Here is a 26,457-nt window from a genome sequence, read left to right as displayed (position 1 = left end):
CCCATGGCACGTTCCGTCTGGAAGGGCCCCTTCGTCGACCTGCACCTCCTGAAGAAGGCCGAAGTGGCCCAGGATGCTGGCAGCCGCGCTGGCCCCATCAAGACCTGGTCGCGTCGTTCGACCATCATCCCGCAGTTCGTTGGTCTGACGTTCAACGTCTACAACGGGCAGAAGTTCATCCCCGTCTCCGTGAGCGAAGAGATGGTCGGCCACAAGCTTGGTGAATTTGCGCCGACGCGCAACTTCCCCGGCCACGCCGCTGACAAGAAGGGTAAGCGCTGATGAGCAAGTCTGCTGCTCCCCGCCGGGTCGGTGACAAGGAAGCTCTGGCCGTCAACACGAACATTCGTGGTTCGGCCCAGAAGCTCAACCTGGTTGCTGCCCTGATCCGCGGCATGAAGGCTGAAGACGCCCTCAATGTCCTGTCCTTCTCGAAGAAGGCCATGGCGGTTGACGCCCGCAAGGTGCTCGCTTCGGCGATCGCCAACGCGGAAAACAACCACAACCTGGACGTCGACGCGCTCGTCGTGGCGGAAGCCTCGGTTGGCAAGTCGATCACGATGAAGCGCTTCCACACCCGTGGTCGTGGCAAGTCGACCCGCATCCTGAAGCCGTTCTCGCGCCTTCGGATCGTCGTCCGTGAAGTCGAGGAGGCCTGAGCCATGGGTCACAAGTCGAACCCCATCGGTCTGCGTCTGCAGATCAACCGCACCTGGGACAGCCGCTGGTACGCCGAAGGGCGCAACTACCAGCAGCTGCTGAAGGAAGACCTTCAGATCCGCAAGTTCATCGTCGAGAGCCTGCCGCAGGCAGCGATCTCGAAGGTGGTGATCGAGCGTCCGGCCAAGCTGTGCCGCATCTCGATCTACGCGGCCCGTCCGGGTGTGATCATCGGCAAGAAGGGTGCGGACATTGAAAAGCTCCGCGCCAAGCTTGCCAAGCTGACCAACAGCGACGTGAAGCTGAACATCGTTGAAATCCGCAAGCCGGAAATCGATGCCAAGCTCGTTGCCCAGGGCATTGCCGACCAGCTCGTCCGTCGCGTGGCGTTCCGCCGTGCGATGAAGCGCGCTGTTCAGTCCGCGCTGCGTCTTGGTGCCGAAGGCATCAAGATCACCTGCGGTGGCCGTCTCGGCGGGGCGGAAATCGCCCGCGTCGAATGGTACCGTGAAGGTCGCGTTCCGCTGCACACCCTGCGCGCGCACATCGACTACGCCGAAGCCGAAGCCCACACCGCCTACGGCGTGATCGGCATCAAGACCTGGATCTTCAAGGGCGAGATCCTGGGTCATGACCCGCTGGCGCAGGACCGCCTGATGCTTGAGGCACAGACCTCTGGCGTCCGTCCGGCGCGCTGAGGCTTGAGGATAGGCTAGCACCATGCTGCAACCCAAGAAGACCAAGTTCCGCAAGGCGTTCAAGGGCCGTCTCCACGGCAACGCCAAGGGCGGCACCGACCTCAACTTCGGCTCCTATGGCCTCAAGGCCATGGAACCGGAGCGGGTCACCGCTCGTCAGATCGAAGCGGCTCGCCGCGCGATCACCCGCCACATCAAGCGCCAGGGCCGTCTCTGGATCCGCATCTTCCCTGACCTTCCGGTGACCAAGAAGCCGGCAGAAGTCCGTCAGGGTAAGGGCAAGGGTTCGGTGGAATACTGGGCTGCCCGCGTGAAGCCCGGCAAGATCCTGTTCGAGCTCGACGGCGTCGCCGGCCCCCTGGCCGCCGAAGCTTTCAGCCGCGCTGCGATGAAGCTGCCGATCAAGACCAAGGTTGTGGCTCGCCTCGGCGATACCTCGCACCTTGGTGGCGAGTAAGGAGTAGGAATGATGGCTAAGTTCGAAGACCTCCGCGTCAAGAGCGACGACCAGCTTACTGCTGACCTCGCCGAGCTGAAGCGCGAACAGTTCAACCTGCGCTTCCAGGCGGCGACCAGCCAGCTGGAGCGTCCGGCGCGCATCAAGGAAGTGCGCCGCGACATCGCGCGGATCAAGACCTTGCAGGGCGAGCGTGCTCGCACTGCCAAGGCTTAAGGAGACACACGATGCCCAAGCGTATCCTGATCGGGACCGTGGTTTCCGACAAGACCGACAAGACCGTGGTCGTGAAGGTCGAGCGCAAGGTGAAGCACCCGCTGTACGGGAAGATCATCCGTCGCTCGAAGAAGTATCACGCCCACGATGAGGCGAATGCCTTCAAGACCGGCGAGACGGTGCGGATCGAAGAGACCTCGCCGTACTCCAAGCTCAAGACCTGGAAGGTTATCGACCGGGTTCTGGCTGGGAAGACCGCCGCGATCGAAGCGGACGTTTGACAAAACGTCCGTTCTCGGTCTTAGGGAGCGTCACGTTTTTGGAACTGCCGGACTGGTTCCGGCAAGCCAGTGAGAAGGAACCGGATCAATGATCCAGATGCAATCCAATCTCGACGTCGCGGACAACAGCGGCGCGAAGCGCGTCCAGTGCATCAAGGTGCTGGGCGGGTCTAAGCGTCGTACCGCAAGCGTCGGCGACATCATCGTGGTGTCGGTGAAGGAGGCGCAGCCCCGCGCCCGTGTCAAGAAGGGCGACGTCCATCGCGCGGTTATCGTGCGCACCAAGAAGGACGTTCGTCGTCCCGATGGCAGCGTGATTCGCTTCGACGGCAACGCTGCTGTGCTCGTCGGCAAGAACGAAGAGCCCATCGGCACCCGTATCTTCGGCCCCGTGGTGCGCGAACTGCGCGGCAAGGGCTTCATGAAGATCATCTCTCTTGCTCCGGAGGTGCTGTAATGGCTGCCGCCAAGATCAAGAAGGGCGATAACGTCGTCGTTCGCACGGGCAAGGACAAGGGCCGTACCGGCACCGTCCTCCAGGTTCTTCCCAAGGAAGACAAGGTCATCGTGGCCGGCGTGAACGTCGCTGCCCGTCACCGCAAGCCCAGCCAGCAGAACCCGCAGGGTGGCATCGATCGCTTTGAAGCGCCGATGCACATCTCGAAGGTTGCCGTGGCCGACAAGGATGGCAAGCCCACCCGCGTCCGCTTCGAAACCCGCGATGGCAAGAAGGTTCGCGTGGCCGTCAAGTCCGGGGAGGCCATCGATGGCTGACAAGTACACTCCGCGCCTCAAGGGCAAGTACGACGCTGAAATCGCAGCCGCGATGAAGGCGAAGTTCGGCTACAAGAACGACATGGAAATTCCGCGGATCGACAAGATCACGCTGAACATGGGCGTTGGCGAAGCGAGCCAGGACAAGAAGAAGGTCCAGACCGCTGCAGCCGAAATGGAACTGATCGCTGGCCAGAAGCCCGTGATCACCAAGGCCAAGAAGTCGATCGCGCAGTTCAAGCTGCGCGAAGGCATGCCGATCGGTTGCAAGGTTACCCTGCGCCGTGAACGCATGTACGAATTCCTTGACCGCCTGATCACCATCGCAATGCCCCGCATCCGCGACTTCCGGGGCCTGAACCCGAAGTCGTTCGACGGCCGTGGCAACTATGCGATGGGTCTCAAGGAACAGATCATTTTCCCTGAGATCAGCTACGATCAGATCGACAAGGTGCGCGGTCTCGACATCATCGTGACCACCACCGCCAAGACCGACGACGAGGCACGTGAACTGCTTCGCCTGTTCGGTTTCCCGTTCCCGCAGGAAGCCGCCGAACAGGCGCAGGCCGCCTGAAGCCAGTCATAGGAAAGAGCTTAAGTCCATGGCGAAACTGAGTTCGATCAACAAGAACGAGCGTCGTAAGAAGCTCGTTGAAAAGTTTGCGGCCAAGTACGCCGCGCTCAAGGCCCAGGCCGACGATGAATCGCTCGAAGAAACCGAGCGCCTCATTGCCCGTCTGAAGATGGCCGAGCTGCCGCGTAACGCGAATCCCACGCGTGTCCGCAACCGTTGCAACACCACCGGCCGCCCGCGTGGCTACTACCGCAAGTTCGGTCTCTGCCGCATCGAACTGCGCGATCTCGCCAACAAGGGGCTCATCCCCGGCGTGACGAAGTCGAGCTGGTAAGGAGCCTCTACGATGGCATTGACCGACCCCCTGGGTGACATGCTCACCCGCATCCGCAATGGCCAGCAGGCGAAGAAGGACTCGGTCCTCTCGCCCGCTTCCAAGCTGCGTGCACACGTTCTCGAAGTTCTTCAGCGCGAAGGCTATATCCGCGGCTTCAGCGAAGACGCCACTGGCGTTCACCCGCAGCTGCGCATCGAGCTGAAGTACTTCGAAGGCCAGCCTGCGATCAAGCATGTGGCCCGCGTCTCCAAGCCTGGCCGCCGCGTCTACTCGGGTTCCAAGGAACTCCCGGTTGTGCGCAATGGCCTGGGCATCACCATCGTCTCGACGCCGAAGGGCGTGCTTTCGGATGCCGAAGCACGTGCTGCCAACGTCGGTGGCGAAGTGCTGGCGGAGGTGTTCTGATGAGCCGCATCGGCAAAAGGCCGGTGGCGATCCCGAGTGGCGTCACCGCTGACATCGCGAACGGCGTGCTGACCGTGAAGGGCCCCAAGGGTACCCTCACGCTCTCGCTCGTCGACGAGATCAACTACGCCGTCGAAGACGGTGCGATCTCGGTGCAGCCTGCCAACGATACCAAGCGCGCTCGCGCGTTCTGGGGCATGCAGCGCACGCTCGTTTCCAACCTCGTTACCGGCGTGACCGAAGGCTATACCAAGGTCCTTCTGATCACCGGCGTCGGCTACCGTGCCAATTCTCAGGGCAAGAACCTGAAGTTGCAGCTCGGCTACAGCCACGACGTCGATTTCGCCGTGCCGGAAGGCATCGAGATCAAGACCCCGGATAACACCACGGTCGAAATCTCGGGTATCGACAAGCAGAAGGTCGGCCAGGTTGCGGCCGAAATTCGCCGCTGGCGCAAGCCCGAACCCTACAAGGGCAAGGGTATCAAGTACCGTGGCGAGTTCATCTTCCGCAAGGAAGGGAAGAAGAAGTAATGGCCAAGCTGTCTCTCTTCGATCGCCGCCGTCGCCGCGTCCGCACTGCCCTCAAGGCACGTGCTGGCGGTCGTCCGCGTCTCTCCGTGCATCGCACGGGCCGTCACATCTACGCGCAGATCATCGACGATGCTGCCGGCCGTACCCTGGCCGCCGCTTCCTCGCTGGTGAAGGGCGAGAAGTCGATCGGCGCCAATGTCGACGCTGCTGTCCTGGTGGGCAAGCAGATCGCCGAACGGGCCAAGGAAGCCGGTGTCACCACCGTCGTCTTCGACCGTGGCGGTTACCTGTTCCATGGCCGCGTCAAGGCGCTGGCTGATGCTGCCCGTGAAGGCGGCCTGGAGTTCTGATCATGGCTGACGAAACCAACCTGCAGGGCGATGCCGCTGCCCCCGTCGAACAGACCGGTGGCGAGCAGCGCGAAGGTCGCGGTCGCGGTCGTGGCCGTGGCGGTGAGCGTGGCGAACGCGGTGAACGTGGCGGCCGTGGCCGTCGCGACGACCGTCGTGGCCGCAACAACAATGACGAGGACCAGGGTGAAGAGCTGATCGAAAAGCTCGTTCACATCAACCGCGTCTCCAAGACCGTGAAGGGCGGCAAGCGCTTCGGCTTTGCGGCTCTGGTCGTGGTCGGCGATGGCAAGGGTCGCGTTGGCTTCGGTCACGGCAAGGCCCGCGAAGTGCCGGAAGCCATCACCAAGGCCACTGCTTCTGCCAAGAAGAAGATGGTTCGCGTTCCGCTCAAGGAAGGCCGCACCCTTCACCACGACGGCAAGGGCCGTTTCGGTGCGGGCAAGGTCAATGTTCGTTCGGCCCCGGCCGGTACGGGCATCATCGCGGGCGGCCCGATGCGCGCCGTCTTCGAAAGCTTGGGCGTGCACGACGTGGTGACCAAGTCGGTCGGCACTTCGAACCCGTACAACATGATCCGCGCCACCTTCGACGCGCTGCAGGACCAGACTTCGCCGAAGTCTGTTGCCCAGCGTCGCGGCAAGAAGGTCGCTGATCTGCTCGGTCGTGGTGGTGCTTCGCAGGTCGAAGCCGAAGCCGCTGCCGAAGCCATCGCGGAGTAATCGGTCATGGCTACGATCAAGATCAAGCAGATCGGTTCGCCGATTCGTCGCCCGGAACATCAGAAGAAGATTCTGATCGGCCTGGGCCTGGGCAAGATGAACCGCGTGGTTGAAGTGGAAGATACCGCTGAAACCCGTGGCGCCATTGCCAAGCTGCCGCACATGGTGGCCGTGGTCGACTGACCATAGCCCTCTGAGCAGAGCTTTCAGAAAAGCCCCGCGCATCGTCTGGTGCGCGGGGCTTTTCGTTTGGCGTTCCGGGGGAAGGGGCTTCGACAAGCTCAGCCCGAACGGCAATCGCACCAAATTCCCACCCCGTTCGCCCTGAGCCTGTCGAAGGGCGCTAGCGCTAGCGAGCTGCAATCCGATCAAGACTCGTCCTCAGGGGGTGACAAGCTGGCCCCGACCCACTAAGGGCGCCTCTTCCTATCAGCGCGACTCAAAGCGAAAGCGAGTGCATCTCATGAAGCTTAACCAGATTTCCGACAATGGCGGCGCCCGCAAGGGGCGCATGCGCGTGGGCCGTGGCATCGGCTCGGGCAAGGGCAAGACCGCTGGCCGTGGCCAGAAGGGTGCCAAGGCGCGCTCGGGCGTTTCGATCAACGGGTTCGAAGGCGGCCAGATGCCGCTGCACATGCGCATCCCGAAGCGCGGCTTCAACAACATCTTCGCCAAGGACTATGCCGAAGTGAACCTGGGCATGATCCAGAAGTTCATCGACGCTGGCAAGCTCGACGTGTCGGGCGTGGTCGATCACGCCGCGCTCAAGGCTGCTGGTCTTGCCCGTGGCGGCAAGCACGGCGTGCGCCTGCTCGCCAAGGGCGAACTGACCACCAAGGTCAGCTTCAAGGTTGCTGGCGCCTCCAAGGGTGCCGTGGCCGCGGTGGAAAAGCTGGGTGGCGCGGTTGAAGTGGCCGTGACCAAGGCTGCCGCCGAAGCCTGAGACCTTTTAATTATCGCGTAAAGCGGGCGCGGGGGTTATTGCATCCCTGCGCCCGTCCTATATGGCCCGTACAGTATTGAACGCACCATATTGACGCGCAGCCCGCCGGGCGAGGCCTGACATATCCGAAAGCGAATTTCGGGATCGGGCGTCGGCCAGAGCGGGCCACAGCAAGGCTTGATACCCGACCATGGCATCCCGCGCCGATAACATCGCCAGCAATCTCAACCTGTCGAACTTCTCGAAGGCGACCGAACTGAAGAACCGCATCTGGTTCACGGTCGGTGCGCTGATCGTGTTCCGCTTCTTGAGCTTCGTGCCGTTGCCCGGCGTGAACCCGCTGATCCTCGAAACGCTCTACAATCAGACGCGCGGCGGGATCCTGGATATCTTCAACGCCTTTTCGGGCGGTTCGCTCCAGCGCATGAGCCTCATCGCGCTGGGCGTGATGCCCTACATCACGGCCTCGATCGTGGTGCAGCTGGCCGCCTCGCTTCACCCCGCGCTCGCCGCCCTCAAGAAGGAAGGCGAAAGCGGCCGCAAGAAGCTCAATCAGTACACCCGCTATGGCGCCGTGTTCCTTACCGCGGTGCAGGGCTATGCGATCGCTACCGGGCTTGAAGCCTATGGCGCGTCGAGCGGTATCCAGGCGGTTGTGCTGCCCGGCTTCCTGTTCCGCGTTACCGCTGTGATCAGCCTGATCGGCGGCACCATGTTCCTGCTGTGGCTGGGTGAGCAAATCACCGCGCGCGGCATCGGCAACGGCACCTCGCTGATCATCATGGCCGGTATCGTCGCGCAGATGCCCAAGTTCGTGGGCAACCTGTTCGAACAGGGTCGCTCGGGTCAGCTCAATGGCTTCGTGATTGCGGGCGTGATCGCGCTGATCCTCGGCGTCGTCGTGCTGATCTGCTTCTTCGAACGCGCCACGCGCCGCTTGCTGATCCAGTATCCCAAGCGCGCCACGCAGCGCGGCATGATGGCCGCCGATCGCAGCCACCTGCCGCTCAAGCTCAACACCGCCGGCGTGATCCCACCGATCTTTGCCAGCTCGCTGCTGCTGCTGCCGCTGACCATTACCCAGTTCGCCGGCAAGTCGATCTCGCCTGATACGACCACGGGCAAGATCATCATCGGCCTCAACCAGTACCTGGGCCACGGCAAGCCGCTGTATATGCTCCTCTATGCCCTGGGCATCGTGTTCTTCAGCTTTTTCTACACCGCCGTGGTGTTCAACCCGGAAGAAACGGCCGAAAACCTCAAGCGCAATGGCGGCTTCATCCCCGGCATCCGCCCCGGCAAGAACACCGAGAAGTATCTCGATTATGTGCTGACGCGCATCACCGTGCTGGGCGCCGCCTATATCACGTTCGTGTGCGTCATCCCGGAATGGATCATGTCCGAGACAGGGATGGGCACGCTGTTCTTCGGTGGCACCAGCTTGCTGATTGTGGTCAACGTCACGGTTGATACGATCACCCAGATCCAGTCGCACCTGCTGGCGCACCAGTATGGCGACCTGATCAAAAAGGCCAAGCTGAAGGGCCGACTGCGCTGATCGCGCAGGTGTCGAAGAGGGGGACTGCCAAAGTGAATATCATTCTTCTCGGCCCGCCGGGCGCTGGCAAGGGCACCCAGGCCCAACGCCTGGTCGAACGTCATGGCCTCAAGCAGCTTTCCACCGGCGACATGCTGCGCGCCGCCGTCAAGGCCGGCACGCCAGTTGGCCTCAAGGCCAAGGCCGTGATGGAAGCGGGCCAGCTGGTCTCTGACGAGATCGTCTCGGCGCTGATCGGTGACGAACTCGATGCGATGGGCGCCGGTACCGGCGCGATCTTCGATGGCTACCCGCGCACCGCGGCGCAGGCCGAATCGCTCGATGCGATCCTGGCCAGCCGTGGCCGCAAGCTGGATCACGTGATAGAGCTGGACGTGAACGAAGACGCCCTGGTCGAGCGGATTACTGGCCGCTACACCTGCGCCACCTGTGGCAAGGGTTATCATGACACGTTCGAGCAGCCCAAGGTTGCCGGCACGTGCGACAAGTGCGGTGGCCACGAGTTCAAGCGCCGTCCTGACGATAACGAGGAAACCGTGCGCACGCGCATGGCCGAGTATCGCGCCAAGACTGCACCGATCCTGCCGATCTATGAAGCGCGCGGCATCGTGGCGCGCGTGGACGGCATGGCGGACATGGATGCCGTGACCGCCTCGATCGAGGCGATTCTGGCTTAAAGCACCCAGGCTTTCCGACTATCGTGGGAAGCCTGGAAACGTTGCGGCGAAAAGGAGTGTGCCTAGTGCGATCACGGCTTTCAAGCAGGGTCGCGGGGCTGCTTTTCGCCGCCGTGGCGGGCAACGCGGCTTTGGCCGTGCCCGCCCATGCCGAGATCGTTGCGCGCGACGACAACGGCTTTGTCATTCGCCAGACGGTTGACGTTGGCGCTTCTACACCCGAGGCCTGGCGCACACTGGTCAAGCCGGCGACTTGGTGGTCAAGCGAGCACACCTTTTCCGGGGAAGCGGCGAACCTGACGCTCGATCCGGTGCCGGGCGGCTGTTTCTGTGAAAAGCTGCCGGCGAGCAAGCAAGGCGGGGCAGGGGCCCTGGCCGGCGGCGTCCAGCACATGCGCGTGGTCTATGTCGAGCCAGGGCGCGCGCTGCGCATGACCGGCGCGCTCGGCCCGTTGCAAAGCGAGGCCGTGCTCGGCTCCATGACGATCACGTTGAAGGCGGGTGATCGCGGTACGCGCATTCTCATCGAATATGTCGTGGGCGGTTACATGCGCTATCGCATGGATCAGATCGCACCGGCAGTCGATCGCATGTTGGGGCAGCAGATCGCCGGCCTGGCCGACAAGCTGGGCGGCGCGCTGGCCGGCGATGGCGCCGTGCCGATCATTACCCCCAAAGCCCCGGCTGACCGTTCTGACAACGGCGACTCGGCGCCGGTCTCGCGCAACGCACCGCAGGGCCCTTCGCTTGATCCCGATGGCGCACCGCTCAGCGGCCGTCCGCTCGGCACCCTGCGTGGTCTGCCCAGCTTGCCGCCGGGCCCGGCGCGCAGCCGCACCACGGCGCCAGCCGTTGCCGACGATGACGGGCTGGTCGTTTCCGACGACACCCCTGCGCCAGCAGCGGCCAGGGCCCCTTCGGCCAAGCCGGCTGTGGCCAGAGCAGCACTAGGCAAGGCGGCAGCGGCCAAGTCCGCCAAAAAGCCGGCGCCGGCCAGGGCCACTCCGGCCAAGCCCGCACCCGCCAAGCCCAAGCCTGCGGCCCAGCCAACCGCGGCGGCGCCGCGTGATGAAGCGACCGCGCAAAAGGACGCGCAGGCCGCATTCGACGCTGCCATGGGGCCGGGCAGCGATCACTGACAAGACGTGCCGGCACGGTACGGGCGGATCACGCCCGCACGCGAATCGTGCTTTGCGACGCGGCGCTTGTGGCGTATAAGGATGGTGTCACCAAAGCTGGCCCCCGTGCTCATGGAGGGCCGCACGTTCACCCGTCTGCGTGGGGAACGTGCCCTTTGTGGTTGACCTTTCCCTGCAAAAAGCTTAAGCGCGCCTTTCACTCGAACGAGAAGGGTCATTTGAAGTCCGGGGCAAGTGCTTGCGCGGGCTGCAATTTGGCGTTTTTTGGCGGGTGTTGTCGCGATGAGATAGGGCGCCAATTTCGATTCGGCGCTCTGTGGAGCAAACGGAGAAACAAGTGGCTCGTATTGCCGGGGTCAATATCCCCACCAACAAGCGCGTGATCGTGGCGCTGACCTACATTCATGGCATTGGCTCGTTCAAGGCCCGCCAGATCGCCGACAAGCTCGGCATCGATCACGCCCGTCGCGTTCAGGATCTGTCGGACGCCGAAGTGCTCCAGATCCGTGAAGCGATCGACGCTGAACACACCGTGGAAGGCGATCTGCGTCGCGAAACCGCGATGAACATCAAGCGTCTGATGGACCTGGCCTGCTATCGTGGCCTGCGTCACCGCAAGGGCCTGCCGGTTCGTGGCCAGCGCACGCACACCAATGCGCGCACCCGCAAGGGCAAGGCCAAGCCGATCGCCGGCAAGAAGAAGTAAGATCAGGCCTTTCAGGCTTTAGATCTTCCCAACGGTTTCTCGACAGGAATTCAGCACATGGCACGCGAACCTCAGCGCATTAAGCGCCGCGAGCGCAAGAACATCACCAGCGGTGTTGCGCACGTTAACGCCAGCTTCAACAACACCATGATCACCATCACCGATGCCCAGGGCAACGCCATTTCGTGGTCGTCTGCCGGCATGATGGGCTTCAAGGGCAGCCGCAAGTCGACCCCGTACGCCGCTCAGGTGGCTGCGGATGACGCCGGCAAGAAGGCCGCCGAACACGGCGTGCGCACCCTTGAAGTGGAAGTGAAGGGTCCGGGTTCGGGCCGCGAAAGCGCCCTGCGCGCTCTGCAGGCGGTGGGTTTCACCATCACTGCGATCCGCGATGTGACCCCGATCCCGCACAACGGCGTGCGTCCTTCCAAGCGCCGTCGCGTCTGACCTGCCTTTTGGCGAGTGGCGCGCGAGGTACCACGCGCGCCACACCCGCCCAATATCTTGACCGGTTGCGGCTTCCTTCTGGCCGACTGCCGGCGCTCTCGAAAAACCCTAGGGGAATTCCATGACTGTCAACATCAAGAACTGGCAGGAACTGAAGAAGCCCAACAATCTCGACATCAAGCCCGGTCACGATCCGAAGCGTCGCGCGACTTTCGTTGCCGAACCGCTTGAGCGTGGCTTTGGTCTTACCCTCGGCAATGCGCTGCGCCGGGTGCTGCTCTCTTCGCTTCAGGGGGCTGCGGTTACGTCGATCAAGATCGAGAACGTGCTGCACGAATTCTCGTCGCTTGCCGGCGTGCGTGAAGACGTCACCGACATCGTGCTCAACGTCAAGCAGATCGCGCTCAAGATGCAGGGCGAAGGCCCCAAGCGTCTTCAGCTTTCCGCGATCGGGCCGGGCGAAGTCAAGGCCGGCGATATCGCCGTGACCGGCGACATTGAGGTGATGAACAAGGATCTGGTGATCTGCCATCTGGATGAAGGCGCGACCTTCAACATGGAACTCACCTGCGACACCGGCAAGGGCTATGTCCCGGCCGTGTCGAACCGCCCGGTGGATGCACCGATCGGCCTGATCCCGGTGGACTCGCTCTACTCGCCCGTGCGTCAGGTGTCCTACAAGGTGGACAACGCCCGCATCGGCCAGGAGCTTGACTACGACAAGCTCAGCCTTTCGGTCGAAACCGATGGCACCGTCACCCCGGAAGACGCCGTGGCTTATGCTGCGCGCATCCTTCAGGACCAGCTGGCGCTGTTCGTCCACTTCGACGACCAGGTGCCGACCGGCCACGTGCCGTCGCTGGCCGGCGTTGCCGCCCATGCGCCGGAAGAAAGCGACGCCAACCAGCTCAACCGCTACCTCCTCAAGAAGGTGGACGAGCTGGAACTGTCGGTGCGTTCGGCCAACTGCCTGAAGAACGACAACATCATCTACATCGGCGACCTGGTCCAGAAGACCGAGGCCGAGATGCTCCGCACGCCGAACTTCGGCCGCAAGTCGCTCAACGAGATCAAGGAAGTGCTCTCGTCGATGGGTCTGCGCCTCGGCATGGACATCCCTGGCTGGCCGCCGGAAAACATCGAGGAAATGGCCAAGAAGCTCGAGCAGGAACTGCTCGGCTGATTGGGTGGGCAGGGCCGGCGCGGAACGCTTTTCCGTACCGGCCTGGCCGCAGCATAGCGCTGCAACCTCGCACGAAAGGGAACGGGCTGCCCCTCAAGTCGGCCTGGATCGGGGTACCTCACACGGCCCCCCTACAAACGGAGAATGAGTTATGCGTCATAAGCTGGGCCAGCGTAAGCTGGGTCGTACCTCGTCGCACCGTATTGCGCTGCTGCGCAATCTGGCCGCCGCCCTGATCAAGCACGAGCAGATCACCACCACCACGCCCAAGGCGAAGGAACTGCGTCCCTACGTCGAAAAGCTGATCACGCTGGCCAAGCATGGTGGCCTGTCGAACCGCCGCCTTGCCCACGCCCGTCTGCTGGACGAAGCGCAGGAAAAGAAGCTGTTCGAAGTTCTGGCCGCGCGCTACGCCGACCGTGAAGGTGGCTACACCCGCATCATCAAGGCCGGCTACCGCGCCTCGGACGCCGCCCCGATCGCCGTGATCGAGCTGGTGGACCGTGACACGTCGGCCAAGGGCCTCGATTCGGGTCCGGTGCTGACTGCCGACGAAGACGAACTCGAAAACGCCTGATCGGGCGGGGCATCGCGCCCCACCATCGGACGAACCGGATCACGGGCGGGGCCGCAAGGCTCCGCCCGTTTTTCGTGCGTTGTGATAGGCTTGCCCGCCCGCTGGCTCCGGCATAGAACGGCCCCATGATCGTATGGCGTTTGGTCAAGGCCGGGGAACACGCGTTGGACGGGGCAGGGGCATTGCGCTTTGGCGGGCGCTATTGCTCGCCCGGCCATCGCATCGTGCATTTTGCCAGCGAGGCCGGCCTCGCCGTGCTGGTCCAGCAACGCTATCTGGCAGAGCCGGCAGAAACCTGCGAAACGCCGTTCGACCTGGGGTGGACGGAGATTGCCGCCATGGCCGAACGGGTGCCCGATGGGCTTGACCGCGCCGACACGATTGCGTCTGTCGATGCCTGCGCAGGCGCAGCGCGGTCGCTGCTGCTGGCTGTGCGGTCGGCCGTGCTGCCCGAGGCTGACGTCATCCTGATGAATGCCGATCATCCCGCAGCAGGCACAGTGCCACCTCTGACAGTGCGGCCGTTCCGCTTTGCTCAGTGCCTGCACCGCCCGCCGATGCTGGGCCGCTATTCCTGATCGTTGCAAAGTCTGTTGCACTGGGGCGATCCTGCGGTAGTTTCCTGCGAAACCACCCCCCGTCTTGTCAGGATATCGCGATGAAGAACCGCTTGTGGCTGGCCATGGCCGCCCCGCTTGCGCTTGCCACCCCGGTTGCGTTTGCCCAGACGCCGCCCACCCTTGCCAAGGACCAGGCCATGCCGTCACTGCCGCCCTATCCCGCCAGCCCGCAAGTGCCGCTGGTGGAAGACCATTTCGGTGAAAAGGTGTCTGATCCCTGGCGCTGGCTGGAAGCCGACGTGCGCACCGATGCCAAGGTGGCGGCCTGGGTCCAGGCGCAAAGCGCCTATACCGCAGCCTATCTCAAGCAGTTGCCCGAGCGTGCCGCGCTGGAAAAGCGGATGAAGGCGCTGATCGATTACGAACGGTTTGGCCTGCCGCAGCGCCGTGGCGCTTCGGTCTTCTACAGCTGGAACAGCGGCTTGATGAACCAGTCGCAGCTGCTGGTGCGCCCTGCCGATGCGCCGGTGGGCACCAAGGGACGGGTACTGCTCGATCCCAATACCTGGGCCAAGGATGGCGCCACTGCGCTCGATGCCTGGGCGGCATCGGATGACGGGCGCCTGCTGGCCTATTCGGTGCAGGATGGCGGTTCGGATTGGCGGACGGTGAAGTTTGTCGGCGTGGCCGACGGCAAGCCGCTGGCCGACGAACTCAAGTGGGTGAAGTTTTCCGGCCTGGCCTGGCTGGGCAACGATGCGCTGCTCTATTCCCGCTTTGCCGAGCCAAAGGAAGGCCAGGCCTTCCAGGCGCTGAACTATAACCAGACGGTGTGGCTCCACCGCCTGGGCACGCCGCAAAGCGCCGATCAGCCGGTGTTCGCGACGCCCGAGCTGCCCAAGCGCGGCCACGGCGCCAGCGTTTCGAGCGATGGGCGCTGGGTGGTGATCACCAGCAGCGAGGGCACCGATCCGGTCAACACCGTGCACGTTGCGCGCGTCACCAACGGCAAGATTGGGCCGGTTACCGCACTGATCCCCGATCTCAAGGCGCAATGGGATTTCGTCGATGGCGTGGGCGATCAGCTGTGGTTCGTGTCGGGCGATGGCGCCCCGCTCAAGAAGATCGTGCGGGTCGATCTGTCGGGCAGCACGCCGCGCTTCGATACCGTGGTGCCCGAAAGCAAGGACAACCTCGAATCCGTCGGCATTGCCGGCAACCGCCTGTTCGCCAGCTATATCCACGATGCCAAGAGCCAGGTCCTGGCGTTCGATCTTGATGGCAAGCCGGCCGGTGCGGTCAGCCTGCCCGGCATCGGCAGCGCCTCGGGCCTGAGCGGCCGGCCCGGCGATCGCCATGCCTATCTCTCGTTCAGCAGCTTTACCCAGCCTGCCACGGTGCTGGCGCTCGATCCCGCCACGGCGAAAACCACCCCGTGGGAGCCGGTGCACCTGACGTTCGATCCGGCCGATTTCCGGGTGGAGCAGGTGTTCTATCCCAGCAAGGACGGCACCAAGGTGCCGATGTTCATCGTCCGCCGCAAGGATGCCAAGGGCCCGCTGCCCACGCTGCTCTATGGCTATGGCGGCTTCAATGTGGCGCTTACCCCATGGTTTTCCGCCGGTTTCATGACCTGGATCGACAGCGGCGGCGCCTTTGCCCTGGCAAACCTACGCGGCGGCGGGGAATATGGCGATGCGTGGCACGATGCCGGCCGGCGCGACAAGAAGCAGAACGTGTTCGACGATTTCATTGCCGCGGGCGAATGGCTGATCGCCAATGGCGTGACGCCGCGCCACGGCCTGGCGATCGAGGGTGGCTCCAACGGTGGCCTGCTGATTGGCGCGGTGACCAACCAGCGGCCCGATCTGTTTGCGGCGGCCAGCCCTGCCGTGGGCGTGATGGACATGCTGCGCTTCGACCAGTTCACCGCCGGGCGCTATTGGGTGGATGACTATGGCTATCCCGAAAAGGAAGCCGATTGGCGCGTGCTGCGCCGCTATTCCCCCTATCACAACGTGCGCTCGGGCGTGGACTATCCCGCCATCCTCGTAACCACGGCCGACACCGACGATCGCGTCGTGCCGGGGCACAGCTTCAAATATACTGCGGCGCTGCAGACCGCCGCGATCGGGCCCAAGCCGCACCTGATCCGCATCGAGACGCGCGCCGGCCATGGTTCGGGCAAGCCGATCGACAAGCAGATCGAGGAAACTGCCGATGTGCAGGCGTTCCTGGCCCATTTCACCGGGCTGACGCCGCGCCCCTGAAGTCTATCTTTGACGGTGCAATCTCTGGCGCCCGCGCTGTGCCGGTGCTAGAGATTCTCGAACAATGACAAGGTTTGGGACAGGATGGCGGAAGGCGCTGCTGGCGGGAACGCTGGCCGGGCTGGTGGCGGGTGGTGGCCAAGCCACCGCCGCCGCTGCGCCTGCCCCTGCGCCCTTGGCCGATGGCGCCGTGGAAGGCGCGGTTGACGTTGTCCGTAGCGAGCATGCCGGCACCTCCAGCCAAACCCCGCTAACCCCCACCATGGCCCCGGGGGCCAGCCTGGTCCTGCCCCGTGAGCTCTATCCTCTGGCCCGGCGCGATGCGGTGGTCGACAAGCCGTTCGGCCAGGCCGTGGCCGATCCCTGGCGCTGGCTTGAAGCCGATCTGCGCACCAGCCCGGAGGTGGCCGATTGGGTGGCCCGCGAAAACCGCCTGAGCGGCGCATTCCTCAAGGCTCTGCCCGAGCGCGCCGATTTCGCCACGCGCATCCGCACGCTGCTGGATTACCCGCGCGTGTCCTTGCCGCGTAAGGCGGGGCACAGTTACTTCTATCTGCGCAACAGCGGCTTGCAGAATCAGCCCGTGCTCTATGTGCAAGAAGGCGATCGCAGCGCGCCGCGTCTGCTGATCGATCCCAATAGCTGGTCGGCCGATGGCGCGCAGGCGCTGGACCTGTGGGTTCCCTCGCGCAGCGGGCGCTTCCTGGCGTTCGGGCGCCAGCGCGATGGCAGTGATTGGCGCACGCTGGGCGTGGTCGACGCGCGCAATGGCCACATGCTCGATGATCGCCTGGAGTGGGCCAACGATACGCTGATCGGGTGGCTGGGCGACGAAGGCTTCCTCTATTCGCGCTATCCCGCGCCGGCCCAGGGGCAGGCCTATCGCGCGGTGCTGGCGGGCAAGGCCGTGTGGTTTCACCGCGTGGGCACGCCGCAATCGGCCGACGAACTGGTCTTTGCCACGCCCGATCATCCCGAATGGGGGCACAAGGCCTTTGTCACGTCGGATGGCCGCTGGGCGGTGATCACCACCGAGGCCAGCACCGACGCGCGCCGCATGGTCCACTTGGTCGATCTGCGCGGCGATGGCTGGCGCCGCGGCGATTGGCGCGTGCTTCCGCTCGTCACCGATTTCGCTCACGAATGGAAAGCGATCGAGGGGCTGGGCGATCGGCTGTGGTTCATCACCAATTCCGGTGCGCCCAATGGCATGGTCGCCGAACTTGATCTGGCCAATGCCGCGCCGCGCTGGCGGGTGATCGTGCCCGAACGTAGCCAGAGCCTGTCCGGCGGCAACGTGGTGGGGGATCGCCTCATTCTGTCGTATCAGCACGATGGCGCCACGACTGCCGTGGTCACCAATCTGCGCGGCAAGCCGGCGCGGGCGATCACGCTCAACGGCATCGGCGTGGCCTCAGGCTTTGCCGGGCGGCCGGGTGACAACGAAACGTTCTATCAGTTTTCCAGCTTCAACCTGCCGCCCACGATCTTTCGCCTGAATCTGAAAACCGGGCAGGCGACGCCCTTTGCCCAGCCGCGCCTGTCGTTCGATCCGGCAGACTATGTGGTGGAACAGCGCCGCTATCGCTCCAAGGATGGCACGATGGTGCCGCTCTATCTGGTGCGCAGCCGCCGTGCCGCGCTCGCCGGGCAGGCGCTGCCGACGCTGCTCTATGGCTACGGCGGGTTCGATGTGGCGCTCACGCCGGGGTGGTCGCCGGTGCGCATGGCGTGGATCGCCGCCGGTGGCGCTTTTGCCTTGGCCAACATTCGCGGTGGCGGCGAATTTGGCGAGGCGTGGCACGATGGCGGCCGGCTTGCCGCCAAGCAGAACAGCTTCGATGATTTCATCGCCGCGGGCGAATATCTCATCGCCCAGGGCATCACGCCTAAGGGTGGCCTGGCAATCCAGGGCAGTTCCAATGGCGGCTTGCTGGTGGGCGCGGTGGTCAATCAGCGGCCCGATCTGTTTGCCGCGGCCAACCCCGATGTCGGGGTGATGGACATGCTGCGCTTTGACCAGTTCACCGCCGGCCGGTTCTGGATGGATGACTATGGCAATCCTGCCCGTGCGGCCGATTGGCAAGTGCTGCGCGCCTATTCGCCTTATCACAACATCCGCGCTGGCGTGCGCTATCCCGCTATCCTGGTAACCACCGCCGATACCGACGATCGCGTTGTGCCCGCACACAGCTTCAAATATGCCGCCGCGCTGCAGGCGGCCGATATCGGCCCGCTGCCGCATCTCTTGCGGGTGGAGCAGGGCGCCGGCCATGGTGGCGGCAAGAGCGTCGACAAGGTGATTGCTGGCGGCGCGGATGTGCTGGCGTTCCTGGCGGCCTTTACCGGCCTGTCGCCCAATCTGGCGGCACCATCGCCATAGGTTCCCCTTGCAGGGCGGGCAGTGGCTGACTATCCGCAAAGGTGGGACCACAACGGGATCGACCACAATGACCATGTTCGATGATCGCGAGCGCGCGTTCGAAGCCAAGTTCGCCCACGACGAGGAAATGCTGTTCCGCGTGCATGCCCGTCGCAACCGTTTGCTGGGGCAGTGGGCGGCCGAGCGCATGAAGCTCACCCAGGCGGAGGCGGAAGCCTATGCCAAGTCGGTGGTTCACACCGATTTCGAGGAAGCCGGGGACGAAGACGTGGTGCGCAAGCTGCTGGGTGATCTGATCGCTGCTGGCGTCGATGTCAGCGAGGAAGAAATCCGCACCGCGCTCGATGCCAAGGCCGTTGACGCGCGCCGCCAGCTGATGGGCGAAGTCTGATGGCGATGGCCGCTGCCGAGATCGAGGCGATGATCCGCGCCGCTCTGCCCGATGCAGAGGTGACGATTACCGATCTCGCCGGGGATGGTGATCACTATGCCGCGCATGTCGTTTCGCCCGCCTTTGCCGGGATGAGCCGCGTGGCGCAGCACAAGGCGGTCTATGCCGCACTCGGTGGCCGCATGGGCGGCGTGCTTCATGCCTTGCAACTGACCACCGCTGCCCCCAAATAAGGGGCCGAAAGGAACTGATCCCACCATGTCTACCGAGCAGCGCATCGACGAAATCGTCAAGGGCAACGACGTTGTCCTGTTCATGAAGGGTACGCCGCTGTTCCCGCAATGCGGCTTTTCCAGCCGTGCCGTGGCGATCCTAGAACACCTCGGCGTGGAATATGCCAGCGTCGATGTCTTGCAGGACATGGAAATCCGTCAGGGCATCAAGTCCTATTCCGATTGGCCCACGATTCCCCAGCTCTATGTGAAGGGTGAGTTCGTTGGCGGTTCGGACATCATGATGGAAATGTACGAAGCGGGCGAACTGGCCCAGCTGATGGAAGAGGCCGAGGTAAAGCCGGCCTGACGGTGCCGCCCCCGGCACGCGATGGCCGGGGCGCAACCTGCTGAACAACGCGGTTTCCTGATCGGGACGCCGCGTTTTTTCGTTGTATCATACGGTGTTGGGAACCCCGGGGGAGGCGGAGCCGGGGAGACTTGGGGTGTCCGGCTCCGCCTCTCGAAGAAAGAAGTCTTCGGGGTATGCAAAACAAAGCACAGACCGTGCCAGTTTCCGGAAGGGCCATCTTTCAGGGGGATGCCCACAGCCCTCGCACGACGACGCGCCGGCCAATTGTAAAATATGCCGACGGTTCTTGCGGGCACTTGGCAAGGCTCGCCAGCAACCGCATGGTGGCGCGATGCCCGATCCGCACAATGCCTCTGAACCGACCGACACTGCCCTGGGAGAACCAGCCGCCACGCTGATCGTGTTTCGCAAGGGCGCGGCGGGCGCGCCGGCGCAGATCCTGCTGGTGGAGCGTTCGGCCCAGTTGCGTTTTGCCGGCGGTGCCACGGTGTTTCCGGGTGGCAAGGTGGATGCGGCCGATCATGCCTTGGTCGCGCAAGGGGCTGGCTGGGCATCCGGGCTGGACGCAGATGATGCCGCCGCGCGCGTGGCCGCCGTGCGCGAAACGCTGGAAGAAACCGGATTGCTCGTTGGCCTTGCGCCTGCCCGGCCGGATGCCACCGCGCTCGATGCGTCGGGCGCGCAGCAGGCCCGGGCGATCTTGGCGCAGGCTGGGAGCATGGCGCCGGTGCTGGCGCACTTTGGCTGGCAGCTGGATCCTGCCGCCCTGGTGCCATGGGCGCGCTGGTGGCCGCGGGGGAAGCCGGGGCGCGTGTTCGACACGCGGTTCTATCTGGCTGACCTTGGCAGTGGCATGGTCGACCTTGCAGTGGATCGTACCGAAAACTGCCATCTGTTCTGGGCCAGCGCGGCAGAGGCGCTGGCTGCCGCCGCGCGGGGTGACCTTCGCGTCATCTTTCCCACCCGGCGCAATCTTGAACGCCTGGCCCTGTTCGACGATTTCGCCACGGCCAGCCAGCATGCCGCAGCCCATCCCGTGGTGCCGATCGTGCCGCAAACCGTTATGCGCGATGGGGAGCCGTGGCTGGCCATTCCCGATGGCCATGGCTATCCCGTGCTGGGGGAACCCTTGGCCGAGGCGCACCGCGCCTGACTGGCGCCCGGCGCACTTGCATCCACATTCGAGAATATCCGGCGGCGTCAAATCGCCAAATCGGATAAGGGAATTTCCTGAGGGCAATACGTATACCCCCCGATGCCCGGGCGCAGGTGGCAGTAATCTGGTGGGCGTAAAACCCGGGTGGAGGTAATCCCCCATGCCCGTTTTACAGCCGCGTCACAGCATCCTGCCCGATCCGCCACCGGCCGATGATGCCCCGGTGCCACGGCTCGTGTCTGGCGAGGAAGATCCTGTTTTTTCACCCGTTCATGCGTTGCAGCAAGAACTGTTGCCGCTGGCGCAGGGCAGCGCGCAGACAGCGGACGCGCTTTATCCGCTGTGGCTGCGGGTGGCGATCATTGGTGGCTCTTCGGCGTTCGCCTGGGCACTGATTATCTGGGGCATGTTGCGCCTTCACTAGGTGATTCGCCGTCGCTGCGTCAGCTAACGAACCATCTCGGCTGTATCGCTCGCTGACGGCATCTGCGGGCTGTTCCTATCATCCCTGCCATGGACGCCGGATATGCGGCGTCGCCCGGTGTGGGGACCAGCTCAGGTGAATCATCAACACAATGTCGCTGCGCGACCCGAGGGTGTCCGCAATTCCGCCGGCACCTGGCATGGGCCGGCGCTTGCTTTCACCCCCGATCTTTCCGCGGCGCCGCGTGCAGCGCTGGCGCGCTGGCGCCACCCTGCGTCCGATCCGCGTATCGCGCGGGCAGAGGCGTGGACGCGCGCGATCGACGTGATCATGGCCTTTGGCGCACTTGTCGTGTTTCTTCCGCTCATGCTCGCCATCGCCGCGCTGGTGCGGTTTTCAGATGGTGGCCCGGTGCTGTTCCGCCATCGCCGGGTGGGAGCAGGGGGGCGTCACTTCGCCTGCCTCAAGTTTCGCTCGATGTGCGTGGATGCCGATGCGCGGCTGCGCCATGTCCTGGAAACCGATCCTGCCGCGCGTTCCGAATGGGAAGCGACGCACAAACTGCAAAACGATCCCCGGATCACGGCGGTTGGGCGGCTGCTGCGCAAGAGCAGCCTGGATGAACTGCCCCAGCTCATCAACGTTCTGCGTGGGGATATGAGCCTGGTGGGGCCGCGGCCGATCGTTGATGCCGAAGTCGTGCGCTATGGGCGCCATTTTGCCGCCTATTGCGCGGTGCGACCGGGGGTGACAGGCCTGTGGCAGGTGGCGCGCCGCCACGATACCACCTATCGCCGCCGCGTGGCCTGTGACCGGCTCTATCGCCGGGCCCGCTCGTTGCGGCTCTATTTCCGCATCCTGATCCTGACAGTGCCGAGCGTAATTCTGGCGCGCGGCGCGTATTGACGGATTGGGCAAGCTGATCGTTTAATCGAAAACGCAAACGGGAGAAGCGCCTGCTGGTGCTTCTCCCGTCACGCGTAAGTAAACGACAGCAACCAAGAACGCTTGGTGAATTATGTTCTGATCAAAAGATGATCAGCGCCAGCCCGATCCAGAAAACCTGGCTCAACGCCAAGCCGATCAGCAGTCCCTTGGCGGCGGCGGTGCCTTCGCCAGCAGGGGCATCATGGAACGAGACGAAACCATCTTCGCGGAAAGACTGAGTAGACATCCTGCAACCCTTTTAACCAGTGTTCTTGGCCTTGGCGGCAGCAACCGCTGTTACCAAATTCAAACGCGTTTCAGGGCCAGCTTGTTCCCGCTTCGCTCCTGTTGACACGGCCGTTGATAAGGGCGTTTTTCCCGTCCCGCCTGACCGTCCTGCATAGGCTTTTCATAGCAGCGATTGGTTGTAAACCCGTGAATACCACCGTTTTTACACACGATTGCAGCGCAACAGGTCCGCTGTTGCGTCGCACGGGGCGGCCGTAGGTATCATGGCTTTGGTTCTTGCTGCGCTGCACCCAGTCTGCGTTGCACTGCAACGTTGATGATGGTTTGACAGCGCAGCCAAGGCGGATGGCGTGCGCGCGTGCCGACACGTCGGCTTTGCTGTCGTTAAACTGAAACAAAAACAGCGGTCTGACGGGAGGCTCGGAGGGTTGTTGAGATCGCATCAGTTGCGCTGGGCCGAGGCACAGGTGCGACCGGCTGCAAAACTCCGCGCCGTAACGCCGGTGGTGTCGATTTTGCCGGTGCGAAGATGCCGAAATGGCACCATGGCGTTGCAAACCCGTAGCAGGCGGCAGGCCGATTTCTTGCACTGCAAAAATGCAATTTTTTCGATGAATTGCGCCGACGTGGCGATTTTGCCCGGCTCCCGCCCTACAATCCACGCGGCTTAGTCTCTCGGTAACGGAGCCAACGCGCGTGGACCGGCTGCATCGCGGTCTTACGACGTAGGGGAAATCCACCAGGGGGACCGCGTCAGAGCATGCTGCGAATCCATGTTGCCATCGCCACCGTTGGCCGCGCCAGCCTGGCGCGCCAGACGATCGATCTTCTTGCCGGGCAATCGCGGCGGCCCGACGGCGTAATCGTCGTCGGCGCGGCGCAAGCCGATCTTGCCGGTATCGCGGACAGCCCGCTGACGCCCGAACTGGCCTTGGCCGAACGTGGCCTGTGCCGCCAGCGCAACCGCGCGCTGGATTTGCTCGCTGGCCGGGCCGATGTCGTGATCTTCTTCGACGATGATTTCGTACCCGAGCCCGATTATCTCGCGGCGGTCGAGCGGCTGTTTCTTGCCCATGCCGATGTGGCCGGGATCACCGGCAATCTGGTGGGCGATGGTGTGCGTCATGGCGGCTATGGCATTGCCCAGGCCCAGGCGATGATCGCCGCGCAGACCCTGCTGCTCGATCCTGCGATCATTGCGCGCGAGGCACTATATGGCTGCAACATGGCGCTGCGGATGGCCCATGTTGGCCAGCTTCGCTTTGATGAAGCGCTGCCGCTCTATGGTTGGCAGGAGGATATCGACTTCACCATGCGCCTGTCGCGGCAGGGGCGGTTGATTTCCACCGGGTTGGTTTCGGGTGTGCACCTGGGGGTGAAGGGGGGGCGCACCTCAGGCCGGCGCCTGGGCTATTCGCAGGTGGCCAACATCGTCTACCTGCGCCGCAAGGGCACCATGCCCGGCCCGCTCGGGCGCAAGCTGCTGTGGCGCAATGTCCTGGCCAACCTGCTGCGTGCGCCGTTTCCCGAACCCCATGTCGATCGCTGGGGACGCCTGCGCGGCAATGCCCTGGCGCTGGCGGACCTGTGGCGCGGGCGGATCGATCCGCGCAAGATCGAAAGCATGTGATCCGGTGCGAACGATCGCATTCAATGGCAAGTTTCGCGCCGGCAAGCACAATGGGGTGTGGCGCGTTTCGGATCGCCTGATCCGCGAGGTGGACAGCCTGCTGGCCGCCATGTCCTCCGCTGCTCGCCCTGATGTGCGGCTGATCGTGCCCGCCGGGTGCCCGGCGGCCGATCCCTATGCGGCCATCCGGGTGGAGGAAGACGTGCATGGCCCCAGCCAAAGCTGGGAGCAGCGCCGCCTGCCCGCGCTGGCGCGGGGCAGCCTGCTGGTCAACCTCGCCAACCTGGCGCCGGTGCTGCATCGACCCAAAATTACCATGCTGCACGATGCGCAGTTCTGCCGGCCAGACTGTTCCTATCCCTGGCGCCAGCGCATGGGCTATCGCCTCCTGGCGCCGCTAATGGCCCGGTCCAGCAACCTGGTGCTCACCGTGTCTGACTATTCGCGCCGCGATCTGGCCGGATATGGCGTGATCGGCGCTGGGCGCGTGGAAATCGTCCACAACGGCGCTGATCATATCCTTGAAGTGGCGCCCGATCCTGCCGCCCTGCCGCGTCTGGGCCTGGCGCCGGGCGAATACCTGCTGATGTTTGGCAGCGTAAAGGCCTACAAGAACAATGCCGTGGTATTCGAAGCCCTCGAACTGGCCAATGCCGCACACTGTGCTGGGCAGGGTTGGCCACCGCGCCGGCTGGTCATCGTTGGGCCAGGGCGTGAGGCATTGCTGGCGGCGGGCCTGCGTCCCCCCGCTGATGCCGTATTCGCCGGGGGCTGCGACGATGCGGCGCTGCGCGCGCTGTATGAAGGCGCCCAGGCGCTGCTTTTTCCTTCGCGGACAGAGGGGTTTGGCCTGCCGCCGGTTGAGGCCATGCTGTGCCGCTGCCCGGTCATTGCCGCGCCCTGTGGCGCCGTGCCCGAAGTATGCGGCGCGGCGGCCTTGATGGCCGATCCCGATGATCCCACGGCCTGGCTGGATCAGATCGCCGCGCTGGAACAGGCCGATACGCGCGCCACGATGGTGGCGGCCGGGCTGGCCCGCGCTGGCCGCTACACCTGGGCAGGCGCAGGGCGCACGCTGCTCGATCTGTTGATCGCCTGCGCGGCATGAGGCCGGCGATGCACGAGGCTTTGCCACCGCCCATCCACCGCAGCCTGGCTGTGCGGATCGCGGCGTGGTGGCGCGGGGGCAGCTTCACGGCGGTGATTGCCATGGCCGCGCGGGCAAGCAGCCAACTGGCGCTGCTCGGCGTGACGCTGGTGGCCACGCGCACCCTGGCACCGGCCGATTTCGGCGTATTCGCGATTGCCGCCGCGTTCCTCACGCTCTCGCGTACCATGCTCTACACCGGGCCATTCGAATACGTGCTCAAGGCGCCCGAGGCGGACAGCGCCACCGTCGCCAGCGCGGGCCTTGTCGCCAACGTCATCGTCGCGCTGGGCTGGGTACTCCTGCTGTGCGGCTGCGGCTTGGGCGCGCCGTTCGTGTTTCGCGGTTCGCGCGTGGCCCTGCTGCTGTTCTGCCTTGCCCCGTCCAACCTGCTGGCGGCCCTGGCCGGCTGGGGGGAGGCTATGCTGCTGCGCGGCCAGCAGGTGCGCCGCTATTACGCGATTACCGTGATCACGGAAATTGCCGCTGGCCTGGGCGCTGCCGTCTTGCTGCTGATGGGTTGGGGCCTGTGGGCGCTGGTGGCGCAGGTCTATGCCCGGCTGGCGATCTTCATCGTCGCCTATCGTGCCGTTCTGGTGCTTCCCCGCCTGGCCAGGCCTTCCGTGCAGGAAACCTGGCGCGTGCTGGCGTGGTCGTGGAGCCGGTATGGTTCTGTCATGGTCGGTTTCCTGGCCAACTACAGCGGAGACCTGCTGCTGGGCGCGGTGTTTTCGCCGGCGGCCTCGGGCCTTTATCGCGCCGGAAATCGCGTGGTTTCCGCGCTCGCCGATATGTTCGTGCAGCCAGCCGGGCTGCTGGTCACCACTGGCCTTGCGGCAGAGCGGGCGCGGGGCGGGGCAGGCGATGGCAGCTGGTTGCGCCTGTCTGGCCTGTTTGGCGCGCTGTGCTGGCCGGCGCTGGCCGGGCTTGCCGTTGTCGCTGACGAGATTGCCCCGGTCATGCTGGGGCCGGCCTGGCGCGGGGCCGGGCCGATCATCGCGGTGTTTTGTGCAGCACGCATGGCTGCCTTGCCGATTGCGGTGGCCTCGGCCGTGCTGGTGATCGAGGATCGGCAGCATCGGGTGCTGTGGGTCCAGTCCGTGGCGGCGGTTGCCACGGCCATGCTCACGCTGGCGCTGGCCAGCCACGGTCCGATCGCGGCGGCCCTGGCCACCACGCTGGTCGCGCTGGGCTGGGCGCTAGCCCTGGGCGTGGCGGCCTGGCAGGCGCGAGCCGTGGCTGGTACGGCACTGGGCGATCTGGCGCGGCTGGTGCTGTGGCCCACGCTCGCCACGCTCGGCCTAGCCTGGGGCGCGCGCCTAGTGGCGCTGCACTGGCACCTCAACCCCGGGCAGACCCTGGCCGTGGTCATTCCCATTGGTCTTGCTGGCTGGGCGCTCTCGCTCCATGCGGTGCGGTGGCCCCTGCGCGCTGGCCTCGCCGCGCTTTCTGACCGCCAGGCCTAAGGCGAGGTGGGCAAAATTCAAATGCGTGGATC

36 protein-coding genes are annotated in these 26,457 nt (G+C 64.3%); 35 read left to right on the top strand and 1 reads right to left on the bottom strand.

Features of this window, described 5'->3' with window-relative positions:
• The first annotated feature begins 3 nt into the window (after positions 1 to 3).
• The 32 genes from rpsS (at position 4) to IP65_RS01590 (ending at position 21,912) form a co-directional block, all read left to right on the top strand.
• Positions 4 to 282 carry a 30S ribosomal protein S19 gene (gene rpsS, locus IP65_RS01745; RefSeq protein WP_022675059.1) on the top strand — a complete coding sequence of 93 codons (279 nt, stop codon included), beginning with the start codon at positions 4 to 6 and terminating at the stop codon, positions 280 to 282.
• Positions 282 to 659 carry a 50S ribosomal protein L22 gene (rplV, locus tag IP65_RS01740; RefSeq protein ID WP_022675058.1) on the top strand — a complete coding sequence of 126 codons (378 nt, stop codon included), beginning with the start codon at positions 282 to 284 and terminating at the stop codon, positions 657 to 659. The genes rpsS and rplV overlap by 1 nt, the downstream gene beginning before the upstream one ends.
• Positions 660 to 662: 3 nt before the next feature.
• On the top strand, positions 663 to 1,358 hold the full coding sequence (gene rpsC / locus IP65_RS01735; protein ID WP_022675057.1) for a 30S ribosomal protein S3: 696 nt from the start codon (positions 663 to 665) through the stop codon (positions 1,356 to 1,358).
• A 22-nt stretch (positions 1,359 to 1,380) separates the two neighbouring features.
• A complete protein-coding gene (gene rplP, locus IP65_RS01730; RefSeq protein ID WP_022675056.1) occupies positions 1,381 to 1,815 on the top strand; it encodes a 50S ribosomal protein L16 in 435 nt (144 codons plus the stop codon).
• Between the two features lie 9 nt (positions 1,816 to 1,824).
• Positions 1,825 to 2,031 (top strand): 50S ribosomal protein L29, encoded by a 207-nt coding sequence (gene rpmC, locus IP65_RS01725; protein WP_022675055.1) that lies wholly within the window; start codon positions 1,825 to 1,827, stop codon positions 2,029 to 2,031.
• Positions 2,032 to 2,042: 11 nt separating this feature from the next.
• Positions 2,043 to 2,312 carry a 30S ribosomal protein S17 gene (rpsQ, locus tag IP65_RS01720; RefSeq protein WP_022675054.1) on the top strand — a complete coding sequence of 90 codons (270 nt, stop codon included), beginning with the start codon at positions 2,043 to 2,045 and terminating at the stop codon, positions 2,310 to 2,312.
• Between the two features lie 88 nt (positions 2,313 to 2,400).
• Positions 2,401 to 2,769 (top strand): 50S ribosomal protein L14, encoded by a 369-nt coding sequence (rplN, locus tag IP65_RS01715; protein ID WP_022675053.1) that lies wholly within the window; start codon positions 2,401 to 2,403, stop codon positions 2,767 to 2,769.
• Positions 2,769 to 3,086, top strand: a complete 318-nt coding sequence (gene rplX, locus IP65_RS01710; RefSeq protein ID WP_022675052.1) for a 50S ribosomal protein L24 — start codon at positions 2,769 to 2,771, stop codon at positions 3,084 to 3,086. Before rplN ends, rplX begins: the two co-directional genes overlap by 1 nt.
• Positions 3,079 to 3,660: a 50S ribosomal protein L5 gene (rplE, locus tag IP65_RS01705; protein ID WP_022675051.1), complete on the top strand. Its 582-nt coding sequence runs from the start codon at positions 3,079 to 3,081 to the stop codon at positions 3,658 to 3,660. Before rplX ends, rplE begins: the two co-directional genes overlap by 8 nt.
• A 28-nt stretch (positions 3,661 to 3,688) precedes the next feature.
• Entirely contained in the window at positions 3,689 to 3,994 is a 306-nt protein-coding gene (rpsN, locus tag IP65_RS01700) for a 30S ribosomal protein S14 (protein ID WP_022675050.1), read from the top strand.
• A 12-nt stretch (positions 3,995 to 4,006) separates the two neighbouring features.
• Positions 4,007 to 4,402, top strand: a complete 396-nt coding sequence (gene rpsH / locus IP65_RS01695; protein ID WP_022675049.1) for a 30S ribosomal protein S8 — start codon at positions 4,007 to 4,009, stop codon at positions 4,400 to 4,402.
• Positions 4,402 to 4,935, top strand: coding sequence for a 50S ribosomal protein L6 (gene rplF, locus IP65_RS01690; RefSeq protein ID WP_054130540.1), 534 nt, complete (start codon positions 4,402 to 4,404; stop codon positions 4,933 to 4,935). The genes rpsH and rplF overlap by 1 nt, the downstream gene beginning before the upstream one ends.
• Entirely contained in the window at positions 4,935 to 5,285 is a 351-nt protein-coding gene (rplR, locus tag IP65_RS01685) for a 50S ribosomal protein L18 (protein ID WP_022675047.1), read from the top strand. The genes rplF and rplR overlap by 1 nt, the downstream gene beginning before the upstream one ends.
• A gap of 2 nt (positions 5,286 to 5,287) precedes the next feature.
• A complete protein-coding gene (gene rpsE / locus IP65_RS01680) occupies positions 5,288 to 6,007 on the top strand; it encodes a 30S ribosomal protein S5 (RefSeq protein WP_022675046.1) in 720 nt (239 codons plus the stop codon).
• Positions 6,008 to 6,013: 6 nt separating this feature from the next.
• On the top strand, positions 6,014 to 6,190 hold the full coding sequence (rpmD, locus tag IP65_RS01675) for a 50S ribosomal protein L30 (RefSeq protein ID WP_022675045.1): 177 nt from the start codon (positions 6,014 to 6,016) through the stop codon (positions 6,188 to 6,190).
• A gap of 280 nt (positions 6,191 to 6,470) precedes the next feature.
• Positions 6,471 to 6,950 carry a 50S ribosomal protein L15 gene (gene rplO / locus IP65_RS01670; protein WP_054130539.1) on the top strand — a complete coding sequence of 160 codons (480 nt, stop codon included), beginning with the start codon at positions 6,471 to 6,473 and terminating at the stop codon, positions 6,948 to 6,950.
• A gap of 190 nt (positions 6,951 to 7,140) precedes the next feature.
• Positions 7,141 to 8,508, top strand: coding sequence for a preprotein translocase subunit SecY (gene secY, locus IP65_RS01665; RefSeq protein WP_054130538.1), 1,368 nt, complete (start codon positions 7,141 to 7,143; stop codon positions 8,506 to 8,508).
• A 32-nt stretch (positions 8,509 to 8,540) separates the two neighbouring features.
• A complete protein-coding gene (locus tag IP65_RS01660) occupies positions 8,541 to 9,185 on the top strand; it encodes an adenylate kinase (RefSeq protein ID WP_022675042.1) in 645 nt (214 codons plus the stop codon).
• Positions 9,186 to 9,298: 113 nt separating this feature from the next.
• Entirely contained in the window at positions 9,299 to 10,324 is a 1,026-nt protein-coding gene (locus tag IP65_RS21640; protein ID WP_054130537.1) for a hypothetical protein, read from the top strand.
• Positions 10,325 to 10,661: 337 nt separating this feature from the next.
• A complete protein-coding gene (gene rpsM, locus IP65_RS01650) occupies positions 10,662 to 11,030 on the top strand; it encodes a 30S ribosomal protein S13 (RefSeq protein WP_022675075.1) in 369 nt (122 codons plus the stop codon).
• A 57-nt stretch (positions 11,031 to 11,087) separates the two neighbouring features.
• Entirely contained in the window at positions 11,088 to 11,477 is a 390-nt protein-coding gene (gene rpsK, locus IP65_RS01645; protein WP_008065643.1) for a 30S ribosomal protein S11, read from the top strand.
• A gap of 121 nt (positions 11,478 to 11,598) precedes the next feature.
• Complete coding sequence (locus tag IP65_RS01640) at positions 11,599 to 12,660, top strand: DNA-directed RNA polymerase subunit alpha (protein WP_022675076.1); 1,062 nt, start codon at positions 11,599 to 11,601, stop codon at positions 12,658 to 12,660.
• Between the two features lie 151 nt (positions 12,661 to 12,811).
• On the top strand, positions 12,812 to 13,237 hold the full coding sequence (gene rplQ, locus IP65_RS01635; RefSeq protein ID WP_022675077.1) for a 50S ribosomal protein L17: 426 nt from the start codon (positions 12,812 to 12,814) through the stop codon (positions 13,235 to 13,237).
• A 125-nt stretch (positions 13,238 to 13,362) separates the two neighbouring features.
• Entirely contained in the window at positions 13,363 to 13,815 is a 453-nt protein-coding gene (locus IP65_RS01630; protein WP_054130536.1) for an RES family NAD+ phosphorylase, read from the top strand.
• Positions 13,816 to 13,895: 80 nt separating this feature from the next.
• The gene (locus IP65_RS01625; protein WP_054130535.1) at positions 13,896 to 16,067 is read left to right on the top strand and encodes a prolyl oligopeptidase family protein; all 2,172 of its coding nucleotides are present in this window, start codon (positions 13,896 to 13,898) and stop codon (positions 16,065 to 16,067) included.
• 64 nt (positions 16,068 to 16,131) lie between these two features.
• Positions 16,132 to 18,450 (top strand): prolyl oligopeptidase family protein, encoded by a 2,319-nt coding sequence (locus IP65_RS01620; RefSeq protein ID WP_369801210.1) that lies wholly within the window; start codon positions 16,132 to 16,134, stop codon positions 18,448 to 18,450.
• A 67-nt stretch (positions 18,451 to 18,517) separates the two neighbouring features.
• A complete protein-coding gene (locus IP65_RS01615) occupies positions 18,518 to 18,841 on the top strand; it encodes a DUF1476 domain-containing protein (protein ID WP_022675081.1) in 324 nt (107 codons plus the stop codon).
• Entirely contained in the window at positions 18,841 to 19,074 is a 234-nt protein-coding gene (locus IP65_RS01610) for a BolA/IbaG family iron-sulfur metabolism protein (RefSeq protein ID WP_054130534.1), read from the top strand. Before IP65_RS01615 ends, IP65_RS01610 begins: the two co-directional genes overlap by 1 nt.
• A gap of 25 nt (positions 19,075 to 19,099) precedes the next feature.
• On the top strand, positions 19,100 to 19,423 hold the full coding sequence (gene grxD, locus IP65_RS01605) for a Grx4 family monothiol glutaredoxin (protein WP_022675083.1): 324 nt from the start codon (positions 19,100 to 19,102) through the stop codon (positions 19,421 to 19,423).
• A 334-nt stretch (positions 19,424 to 19,757) separates the two neighbouring features.
• Positions 19,758 to 20,579, top strand: a complete 822-nt coding sequence (locus IP65_RS01600) for an NUDIX domain-containing protein (protein WP_171794682.1) — start codon at positions 19,758 to 19,760, stop codon at positions 20,577 to 20,579.
• A gap of 238 nt (positions 20,580 to 20,817) precedes the next feature.
• The gene (locus IP65_RS01595; RefSeq protein ID WP_169041114.1) at positions 20,818 to 21,006 is read left to right on the top strand and encodes a hypothetical protein; all 189 of its coding nucleotides are present in this window, start codon (positions 20,818 to 20,820) and stop codon (positions 21,004 to 21,006) included.
• Positions 21,007 to 21,141: 135 nt separating this feature from the next.
• Positions 21,142 to 21,912, top strand: a complete 771-nt coding sequence (locus IP65_RS01590) for a sugar transferase (protein WP_231627511.1) — start codon at positions 21,142 to 21,144, stop codon at positions 21,910 to 21,912.
• A gap of 121 nt (positions 21,913 to 22,033) precedes the next feature.
• Here the strand turns inward: IP65_RS01590 and IP65_RS21210 are convergent, their stop codons facing one another.
• Positions 22,034 to 22,180, bottom strand: coding sequence for a hypothetical protein (locus IP65_RS21210; protein ID WP_022675087.1), 147 nt, complete (start codon positions 22,178 to 22,180; stop codon positions 22,034 to 22,036).
• A 762-nt stretch (positions 22,181 to 22,942) separates the two neighbouring features.
• Here IP65_RS21210 and IP65_RS01585 point away from each other — a divergent pair.
• From IP65_RS01585 to IP65_RS01575, 3 genes are read left to right on the top strand one after another with little or no spacing between them, the layout of a single operon-like run.
• Positions 22,943 to 23,812, top strand: coding sequence for a glycosyltransferase family 2 protein (locus IP65_RS01585; RefSeq protein ID WP_054130532.1), 870 nt, complete (start codon positions 22,943 to 22,945; stop codon positions 23,810 to 23,812).
• A 4-nt stretch (positions 23,813 to 23,816) separates the two neighbouring features.
• Positions 23,817 to 24,920 carry a glycosyltransferase family 1 protein gene (locus tag IP65_RS01580; protein WP_054130531.1) on the top strand — a complete coding sequence of 368 codons (1,104 nt, stop codon included), beginning with the start codon at positions 23,817 to 23,819 and terminating at the stop codon, positions 24,918 to 24,920.
• Positions 24,921 to 24,928: 8 nt separating this feature from the next.
• The gene (locus IP65_RS01575) at positions 24,929 to 26,425 is read left to right on the top strand and encodes an oligosaccharide flippase family protein (protein WP_169041116.1); all 1,497 of its coding nucleotides are present in this window, start codon (positions 24,929 to 24,931) and stop codon (positions 26,423 to 26,425) included.
• The last annotated feature ends 32 nt before the right edge of the window (positions 26,426 to 26,457 follow it).

The organism is Novosphingobium sp. AAP1 (assembly GCF_001295765.1).
Taxonomy (GTDB): Bacteria; Pseudomonadota; Alphaproteobacteria; order Sphingomonadales; family Sphingomonadaceae; genus Novosphingobium; species Novosphingobium capsulatum.
This window is presented reverse-complemented; position numbering and strand designations above follow the sequence as displayed.